Source organism: Pseudomonas sp. GD03875 (genome assembly GCF_029840585.1).
Classification (GTDB): domain Bacteria; phylum Pseudomonadota; class Gammaproteobacteria; order Pseudomonadales; family Pseudomonadaceae; genus Aquipseudomonas; species Aquipseudomonas paralcaligenes.
On the sequence record NZ_JAOCCV010000021.1, the window covers coordinates 82,552 to 91,708 of the forward strand.

The window sequence follows — 9,157 nt, forward strand, 5'->3', positions numbered from 1 at the left end:
GCTTTCGCCAGAGCATGAACAGGATCGGCGGTGCGTGAGTCCCGCTCGTCCGCCACTTGACCGCCTTTCATGTGCCAGGCTGTGGCACATCGGGTAGAATGCGCGCCTTTCCCCCAGCACCCCGATCCCTAAGAGGACCGCCATGTTCAGCCGTGACTTGACCATTGCCCGCTACGATGCAGAACTCTTCGCCGCCATGGAGCAGGAAGCCCAGCGCCAGGAAGAGCACATCGAGCTGATCGCCTCCGAGAACTACACCAGCCCGGCGGTGATGGAAGCCCAGGGCAGCGTGCTGACCAACAAGTACGCCGAAGGCTACCCGGGCAAGCGCTACTACGGCGGCTGCGAGTACGTCGACGTGGTCGAGCAACTGGCCATCGACCGCGCCAAGGAACTGTTCGGCGCCGACTACGCCAACGTCCAGCCGCACGCCGGCTCCCAGGCCAACGCCGCCGTCTACCTGGCCCTGCTGAGCGCCGGCGACACCATCCTCGGCATGAGCCTGGCCCACGGCGGCCACCTGACCCACGGCGCCTCCGTGTCCTCCTCCGGCAAGCTGTACAACGCCGTGCAGTACGGCATCACCGACGCCGGCCTGATCGACTACGACGAAGTCGAGCGTCTGGCCCTCGAGCACAAGCCGAAGATGATCGTCGCCGGCTTCTCCGCCTACTCCCAGGTGCTGGACTTCGCCCGCTTCCGCGCCATCGCCGACAAGGTAGGCGCCTACCTGTTCGTCGACATGGCCCACGTGGCCGGCCTGGTCGCCGCCGGCGTGTACCCGAACCCGGTGCCGTTCGCCGACGTGGTCACCACCACCACCCACAAGACCCTGCGCGGCCCGCGCGGCGGCCTGATCCTGGCGAAGAAGAACGAGGAGATCGAGAAGAAGCTCAACTCCGCCGTCTTCCCGGGCGCCCAGGGCGGCCCGCTGGAGCACGTGATCGCGGCCAAGGCCATCTGCTTCAAGGAAGCCCTGCAGCCCGAGTTCAAGGCCTACCAGCAGCAGGTGGTGAAGAACGCCCAAGCCATGGCCGGCGTGTTCATCGAGCGCGGCTTCGACGTGGTTTCCGGCGGCACCCAGAACCACCTGTTCCTGCTGTCGCTGATCAAGCAGGACATCACCGGCAAGGACGCGGACGCCGCCCTGGGTCGCGCCTTCATCACAGTGAACAAGAACAGCGTGCCGAACGACCCGCGCTCGCCCTTCGTCACCTCCGGCCTGCGCATCGGCACCCCGGCCGTCACCACCCGCGGCTTCAAGGAAGCCGAGTGCCAGGAACTGGCCGGCTGGATCTGCGACATCCTGCAGAACCTGGGCGACGAGTCCGTGGTCGACGCGGTGCGCGAGAAGGTCAAGGCCGTGTGCGCCAAGTTCCCGGTGTACGGCAAGTAAGCGTCAGCGCTGCATGAAAAAGCCCGGCACTCGCCGGGCTTTTTCGTTTCTGCCATCCGCTCTTGAATCTGTTCCCAGCTGGAGCGGTATTTCCCAACCCCGTCACCCCGGCGCAGGCCGGGGTCCAGAAGGCCGACAGACAACTCGGAGCGGGCAAACTGGATACCGGCCTGCGCCGGTATGACGGGCTGGGAGCGTCGTACTCTGAAGAGAATAATCGCTCCGTCTGCGATCAATCAGAAGACAGGCTCTTACTGGGCAAGCGCGGCGAAGCCCGCGCGGATTTCCTCTTCCGGCAGGTCGTCGCCGATGAACACCAGCACGCTCTGGCGCGGCTCGCCCTCGGCCCAGGGCTCGTCCCAGTCGAAGCCGTACAGGCGCAGCACGCCCTGGAACACCAGGCGGCGCTCGTCGCCGGCGACGTTGAGCACGCCCTTGTAGCGCAGCAGCGCGTTGCCGTGGCGCTCCAGCAGGTCGTCCATGAAGGCGCTCAGGCGCGCCATGTCCAGCGGGCCATCGCTCTGCAGCACCAGGGTGCGGATGCGGTCCGGGGACTGCCCCACCGGAGCCAGCGGGCGCAGGGCCGGCGTCACCGCCACCTCGGCGTTGAGATTGAAGCCGCGGATGTCGAGCAGCTCGGCCAGGTCGACGCGGCCGTGCTCCACCACGCCTACCGGCGCGCGGCGGTTGATCCGCGCCAGGCGCTCGCGTAGCGCCTCCACCTGCTCCGCCGACGCCAGGTCGGTCTTGCTCAGCAGGATGCGGTCGGCGAAACCGACCTGGGCCTGGGCGATGGTCTCCCGCAGGTGGCGCTCGGCGTTCACCGCGTCGACCAGAGTGACGATGCCATCGAGGATGTAGCGCTGGGCCAGTTCCTCGTCGGCGAAGAAGGTCTGCGCCACCGGCGCCGGGTCGGCCAGGCCGGTGCACTCGATCACCAGGCGGTCGAAGGCCAGTTCGCCGGCGTCCAGCTTGTCCAGCAGCAGGAACAGGGCCTTCTCCAGCTCGACATGGATGGAACAGCAGACGCAGCCGTTGGCCAGGGTCAGCAGCTCCACCGGCCTGTCGCCGAGCAGCTGGCCGTCGATGGGCGTCTCGCTGAATTCGTTCTCGATCACCGCCAGCCTGAGGCCGTGCTCGGCCTCCAGCATGTGGCGCAGCAGCGTGGTCTTGCCGGCGCCGAGGAAGCCGGTGAGGACGGTGACGGGAATGGGCTGAAAGATCATGGAACTCCTTGAAACCATGTGGGAGCGGCCTTGGCCGCGAAGTTTTTACCAGAGCACCGCAGGCGCCCAAAGAAAAAAGCTCGCGGCCAAGGCCGCTCCCACAGGTTCAGCAGCAGCGGATGGGTCGCCCCTTGCCGCCGCCGTAACGAGCCTCCTGGCGTTCGCGGAAGAACGCCTCGTAGCTCATCACCGGCAGGTCCGGGTGCTTGCGACTCATGTGCTCGACGTAATTGTCGTAGTCGGGCATGCCCACCAGCATCCTGGCGGCCTGGCCGAGGTACTTACCCATGCGGCTGAGGTCGTTGAACATGGCGACCTCCTCAGGCGTCCGCGATCGACTGGTACGGGCTTTCCCTGTCCGTCCGCTCGGGCCTGACCCAGGCGGCGCGACCGACCTTGATCGCGTAGAACAGCACGCTGAGGACCACGAACAGGAACAGCACGGTCAGCACCGAGTTGGTGTAGGCATTGAAGATCACGTGCTGCATCTGGCCGATGTCCTTGGCCGGGGCCAGCACCTGACCGGCGTCCAGCGCGTCGCTGTACTTCTTGGCCAGGGCCAGGAAGCCGACCGCCGGGTTCGGGTCGAGCAGCTTGATCAGGCCAGCGGTGGTGGTGCAGATCAGCAACCAGCAGGCCGGCACCAGGGTGACCCAGACGTAGCGCTGACGCTTCATCTTGATCAGCACCACGCTGCCGAGCATCAGGGCTATGCCCGCGAGCATCTGGTTGGAGATGCCGAACAGCGGCCACAGGGTGTTGATGCCACCCAGCGGGTCGATCACGCCCTGGTACAGCAGCCAGCCCCACATGGCCACGCAGCCGGCGGTGGCGATCACGTTGGCGCCCCAGGACTCGGTCTTCTTCAGGGCCGGCACGAAGTTGCCCAGCAGGTCCTGCAGCATGAAGCGTCCGGCACGGGTGCCGGCGTCCACCGCGGTGAGGATGAACAGCGCCTCGAACAGAATGGCGAAGTGGTACCAGAAGGCCATGGTGTTCTCGCCCGGCAGCACGCTGTGGAGGATCTGCGCGATACCCACGGCCAGGGTCGGCGCACCGCCGGCCCGGGCCAGGATGGTGTTCTCGCCGATATCTCGGGCCACCGCTTCCAGCGCGTCCGGGGTGATGGCGAAGCCCCAGCTGCTGACAGTCGCGGCCACCGCGGCGGCGTCGGAACCGACCACCGCGGCCGGGCTGTTCATGGCGAAGTACACGCCCGGCTCGATCACCGAGGCGGCGACCATGGCCATGATGGCGACGAACGACTCCATCAGCATGCCACCGTAGCCGATGTAGCGGGCATGCGACTCGTTGGCCAGCAGCTTGGGCGTGGTCCCCGAGCTGATCAGCGCGTGGAAGCCGGACACCGCGCCGCAGGCGATGGTGATGAACAGGAACGGGAACAGGGTGCCCTTCCACACCGGACCGGTGCCGTCGGTGAACTGGGTCAGAGCCGGCATCTTCAGCTCGGGCATGACCACCAGAATGCCGATGGCCAGGGCGATGATGGTGCCGATCTTGAGGAAGGTCGACAGGTAGTCGCGCGGCGCCAGGATCAGCCACACCGGCAGCACGGCGGCGACGAAGCCGTAGCCGATCAGCATCCAGGTGATCTGCACGCCGGTGAAGGTGAAGGCCGGGCCCCAGGTCGGGTCGGCCGCCACCTGGCCGCCTGCCCAGATCGAGGCGAGCAGCAGGACCACGCCGATCACCGAGATCTCGCCGATGCGCCCCGGGCGGATATAGCGCATGTACACGCCCATGAACACCGCGATGGGGATGGTGGCGATCACCGTGAACATGCCCCACGGGCTCTCGGCCAGGGCCTTGACCACGATCAGCGAGAGCACCGCAAGGATGATGATCATGATCAGGAAGGCGCCGAACAGGGCGATGGTGCCCGGTATCTGGCCCATCTCCTCGCGCACCAGCTCGCCCAGGGAGCGGCCGTTGCGGCGGGTGGAGATGAACAGGACCATGAAGTCCTGCACCGCGCCGGCCAGCACCACGCCGGCGATCAGCCACAGCGTGCCGGGCAGGTAGCCCATCTGCGCGGCGAGCACCGGGCCGACCAGCGGTCCGGCGCCGGCGATGGCGGCGAAATGGTGGCCGAAGAGGATGTGCTTGTTGGTCGGCACATAGTCCAGACCATCGTTGTTGATCAGCGCCGGGGTGGCGCGGGTCGGGTCCAGCTGCATCACCTTGTTGGCGATGAACAGGCTGTAGTAGCGGTAGGCGACGAGATAGAGGGCGACGGCCGCCACCACTATCCACAAGGCATTGATGGCTTCGCCGCGGCGCAGCGCCACGACACCCAAGGCACAGGCGCCCACCACTGCCAGCACTGCCCAGGGCAGGTGGCGCAGCAGGCTATTGTTATTGTTCATGATTACTCCTAACTGATGGACAGACAGGCTGCCGCTCAAGCTTAGACGCTGGATGGCGAATGCATTACTCGACCTTGGTCTAAGCCACGACAGGGACGCCATGGGCATCGGAGCAGCACTTTGCCAGCAGCGAAAAAGGCTGCGTGCCCGCCCTGCACCTGTCACCGCCACACGGCTACACTAGCTCCCTTTCCGGCGACGCCAAGGATGCCACGCCGCATGTTCCGCTTCCCCTATCGCTCCCTGCTGGTCCTGCTGCTCGCCGGCATGCTCGGCTGCGCCGAGGAACACCCGCCGCTGGACCAGCAGGTCTATGTCTGGCAGCGCCAGTGGCGCACCTCCCATGCCGAGGCGCTGGCGCAGAGCCGCACCGACTTCTCCACCCTGCGCGTGCTGGCCCTGCAGGCGCACCCGCAGGCGGGCTGGAGCCGCGCCCGCCCCAACCTCGAACTGCTCAGGCGCGACGGCCGCCCGCTGCTCGCGGTGGTGCGCCTGGACGGCCAGCTGCCGCAGCTGGACCCGGCCGAGATCGAGCGGCAGATCGCCGGCCTGGTGCGCGACTGGCGTGATGCCGGCCTACCGCTGCGGGGCCTGGAAATCGACCACGACTGCACCACCGCACGCCTGCCCGCCTACGCCGCGCTGCTGCGCGAGCTGCGCCGGCAACTGCCGGACGAGCTGCCGCTGAGCATCACCGCCCTGCCCGCCTGGCTCGCCAGCCCGGCGCTGGACGAAGTGCTCGCCGCGGTGGATGCCTCGGTACTCCAGGTACACGCGGTGGTGGCGCCGCAGCAGGGCCTGTTCGATCCGAAGCAGGCCCTCGACTGGGCCGAACGCTATGGCAAGCGCAGCCACAAGCCGTTCCACCTCGCCCTGCCGGCCTATGGCGTGGCCCTCACCGACGACGGCCAGGTGGAAAGCGAGACACCGCTGCGCCAGGGCGGCCCCCGCCACGAGCTGCGCGCCGACCCGCGCCAGGTGGAAGAGCTGCTGACCAAGCTGCGCCGCACACGCCCCGACCACCTGGCCGGCATCATCTGGTTCCGCCTGCCGCTAGCCGGCGACCGCCGCGCCTGGCCGATGCCGACCCTACTGGCAGTAGTGCGCGGCCAGCCGCTGGAAGCCGCGCTAGCCCTGCAGCACCAGCAGAAGCAGGGTTTCAGCCATCTGCAATTGTTCAACAACGGCACCCTGGCCAGCCGCCTGCCCAGCCGCATCGAGCTGCCGGTCCAGGCCTGCTCGGCGGCCGACGCCGTGGGCGACTACCGGGTGGAGCGCAGTGAAGACCGCCTGGCCTTCGTCCGTCGCCGCGAGGGCCGGCTGGATGCCGGCGAACACCGCGCCCTGGGTTGGGCGCGCTGCGAACAGATCGACCAAGGAGGCATGCATGTACAGTTCTAGAACCCTGCTGGCCCTGGCGCTCGGCGCCCTGGTGCCGCTCGGCGCGGCCCAGGCCTGCGGGCCGGAATTCCCCTATCGCCTGCTCTCCGACCGCGCCGGCGCCCTGGGCGAACTGCCGGAAGGCAACTTCGCCTTCGAGATCGGCCGCATCGCTCCGGCCATCCCGGGCCTAGGCCAGGCCGGCAACGCCACCCTGCAGCCCTACTGGGACGAGAACAACCAGCGCTACGTGGACGCCCGCACCGTGGTGGAAAAGGAGCAGCTCGGCGACGAGCGCTTCGCCCTGGTCAGCCGCCTGCGCGGCCTGACCGACGCCCACCAGGCCGAGGCCGAAGGCGCCGCCCTGCCGGCCGAACTGCGCCTGTACAGCGCCGGCGCGGTGGCCTTCGCCCGTCACGACATGACCCTGGCCGCTGACTACTTCCGCCGCGTGCTGGCCCTGCCCGAGGCCGAGCGCCCGCTGCGCGGCATCTGGGCCGCCTACTCCCTCGGCCGCGCCCTGGCCGAGCACGCAGTCAGCGCGCCGGACACGCCGCTCGACGAGGCCGCCGCCCTGCAGCGCCAGCGCGACCTGCGCCAGCAGGCCAGAGCCGCCTTCCAGCAGGCCCGCGCGATGACCGTGGCCGGCGCCGACGACCCGCTGGAACTGGGCATCGCCAGCCTCGGCGAAGAAGCCCGCCTGGCCCTGGACGACGGCGACTGGAGCAGCGCCATCCGCCTCTACGCCAGCCAGTCCCGGCAGGGCTCCTCGACCGGCTACAGCTCACTGCGGGAACTGAGCCGCCAGCTGACGCGCCTGGACGACGCGCAGTTGCGGCCGCTGCTGGAAGTCGCGGAGGTCCAGCAGTTGCTGACGGCCCAGCTGTTCAGCCGCCTGGACGCCTACGACACCGATGGCAAGGCGACCCAGCGCCTGTTGCAGCTGCTGCAGTCCGTGCAGGTCCAGCCGCAGATCGCCGACCGCCTGGCCGCGCTCAGCTACCAGCAGGGCGACTACGACTCGGCCCGCCGCTTCGCCGAACAGGCGGGCGACGGCGGCCTGGCCTGGTGGCTACGGGCCAAGCTGGCGCTGCAGAACGGCGACAAGGACGCCGCCGTCAAGGCCTATGCCAAGGCCGCAGCGGCCTTCCCCGCCGAGGAGGACTGGGGCTGGCGGCGCACCGAGAACTGGGACTACGAGACACTCAAGCCGCGCTGCCGCATCGAGGGCGAGATGGCGATCCTGGCGCTGGAGCGCGGCGACTACCTGGAAGCCTTCGACCAGCTCTACCGCAGCGGCGAACTCTACTGGCAGGACGCCGCCGAAGTCGCCGAGCGAGTCCTCAGCAGCAGCGAACTCAAGGGCTACGTCGACGCCAAGGTCACCACCGCGCCGGCCGACAGCAAGCAGTACGGCTACTGGAACCGGCCGCCGGCCCTGGCCCTGCGCGAACTGCTCGGCCGCCGCCTACTACGCGAGGGCCGCTACGCCGAGGCGGTGCCCTACTTCGCCAGCCCCGAGCTGCAACAGGCCGCGCGCCAGTACGGCGAGGCCCGGCTACAGGCCGAAGAGGCCTGGACCTCGATCGGTCGCGCCGAGGGCTACTACGAGGCCGCCAAGCTGGCCCGCGTCCTGGGCATGGAACTGCTCGGCTACGAGCTGGGCCCCGACGAGGCCTGGACCGGCGGCAACTTCGGCGGCGAGACGGCCAAGCCGGTGCAGGCCGGTGGCCTGATCAGCGCCGCCGAGGCGCAACTGCAGAACGCCAGCGCCGCCCAGCCGAACCGGCGCTTCCACTATCGCTGGGTCGCCGCCGACCTGGCCAACCGCGCGGCCGACCTGCTGCCCACCAGCAGCCAGGCCTTCGCCGCCGTGCTGTGCAAGGCCAGCGGCTGGATCAACTACCGCGACCTGGAAGGCGCCCGGGTCTACTACCGGCGCTACGTCGAGCACGGCCCCTACGTGGAGTGGGCGGGCAACTTCGGCTTCGACTGTCAGGAGCCGGACTTCGACGGCGCCCGCCAGCGCCAGTGGGACGAGCGCCGGCAAGCGACGGTCCAGGCGCTGCGTCCCTACAAGTACTGGCTGCCACTGGGCGCGCTGGCCCTGCTCGCCGCAGCCATCTACTGGCAGCGCCGGCGGCGCGCCTTGGCTATAGTGGACAAAACTGCGGAGGAAACCCGTCATGAGTGATACGCCCAGCGAGCGTCGGCGCTTCCAGCGCATCGCCTTCGACGCCGCCACCGAACTCGCCCAGGGCGAGCGGCACTGGCCGGTCCAGCTGCACGACGTGTCGCTCAAGGGCCTGCTGGTGGAACGGCCGCGCGACTGGAACGGCGATCCCAACCAGCCCTTCGTCGCCACCATCAGCCTGGACGCCAACACCCGGCTGCAGATGGAAGTGGTGCTGACCCGCACCCGCGACGACCTGCTCGGCTTCGTGTGCCGGCACATCGATCTGGAATCCATCAGCCACCTGCGCCGGCTGGTCGAACTCAACCTGGGCGACGAGAGCCTGCTGGAACGCGAACTGGCGGCCCTGGGCGAGCCTGACTGAGCCCTTCCGGGCTATGCGCCGACGGCCTCTCTCCGCATCGCATCCGGGCTACGGACCTGTGGGAGCGGCCTTGGCCGCGAAGTCTCCGTTCCGGCCCGCATCGCGGCCAAGGCCCGCTCCTACAGAAAGCCAATCGATGCGCACAGCACCTGTCGTCCGGTTACGCGCCTTTCTTGCCGGCCCGCTGCCGTTCGCGGCGTGCCTGCACGC

7 protein-coding genes are annotated in these 9,157 nt (G+C 68.7%); 4 read left to right on the top strand and 3 right to left on the bottom strand.

Annotated elements, in window-relative coordinates; genetic code table 11:
• The first annotated feature begins 142 nt into the window (after positions 1-142).
• The gene (glyA, locus tag N5D30_RS17870) at positions 143-1,396 is read left to right on the top strand and encodes a serine hydroxymethyltransferase (protein WP_220814572.1); all 1,254 of its coding nucleotides are present in this window, start codon (positions 143-145) and stop codon (positions 1,394-1,396) included.
• A gap of 251 nt (positions 1,397-1,647) precedes the next feature.
• Here glyA and yjiA read toward each other — a convergent pair whose 3' ends face one another.
• The 3 genes from yjiA to N5D30_RS17885 form a co-directional block, all read right to left on the bottom strand.
• The gene (gene yjiA / locus N5D30_RS17875; protein WP_279910041.1) at positions 1,648-2,622 is read right to left on the bottom strand and encodes a GTPase; all 975 of its coding nucleotides are present in this window, start codon (positions 2,620-2,622) and stop codon (positions 1,648-1,650) included.
• Positions 2,623-2,728: 106 nt separating this feature from the next.
• Entirely contained in the window at positions 2,729-2,932 is a 204-nt protein-coding gene (locus N5D30_RS17880) for a YbdD/YjiX family protein (protein ID WP_220814574.1), read from the bottom strand.
• Between the two features lie 10 nt (positions 2,933-2,942).
• Positions 2,943-5,009, bottom strand: coding sequence for a carbon starvation CstA family protein (locus N5D30_RS17885; RefSeq protein WP_279910043.1), 2,067 nt, complete (start codon positions 5,007-5,009; stop codon positions 2,943-2,945).
• A 219-nt stretch (positions 5,010-5,228) separates the two neighbouring features.
• On the opposite strand from N5D30_RS17885, the gene N5D30_RS17890 reads away from it, so the two are divergent.
• The 3 genes from N5D30_RS17890 to N5D30_RS17900 are packed head-to-tail and all read left to right on the top strand — an operon-like array spanning position 5,229 to position 8,947.
• Positions 5,229-6,410, top strand: a complete 1,182-nt coding sequence (locus N5D30_RS17890; RefSeq protein ID WP_279910044.1) for a DUF3142 domain-containing protein — start codon at positions 5,229-5,231, stop codon at positions 6,408-6,410.
• Positions 6,397-8,583 carry a hypothetical protein gene (locus N5D30_RS17895; protein WP_279910045.1) on the top strand — a complete coding sequence of 729 codons (2,187 nt, stop codon included), beginning with the start codon at positions 6,397-6,399 and terminating at the stop codon, positions 8,581-8,583. The genes N5D30_RS17890 and N5D30_RS17895 overlap by 14 nt, the downstream gene beginning before the upstream one ends.
• Positions 8,576-8,947 (top strand): PilZ domain-containing protein, encoded by a 372-nt coding sequence (locus N5D30_RS17900; protein ID WP_279910046.1) that lies wholly within the window; start codon positions 8,576-8,578, stop codon positions 8,945-8,947. Before N5D30_RS17895 ends, N5D30_RS17900 begins: the two co-directional genes overlap by 8 nt.
• Positions 8,948-9,157: the final 210 nt, after the last annotated feature.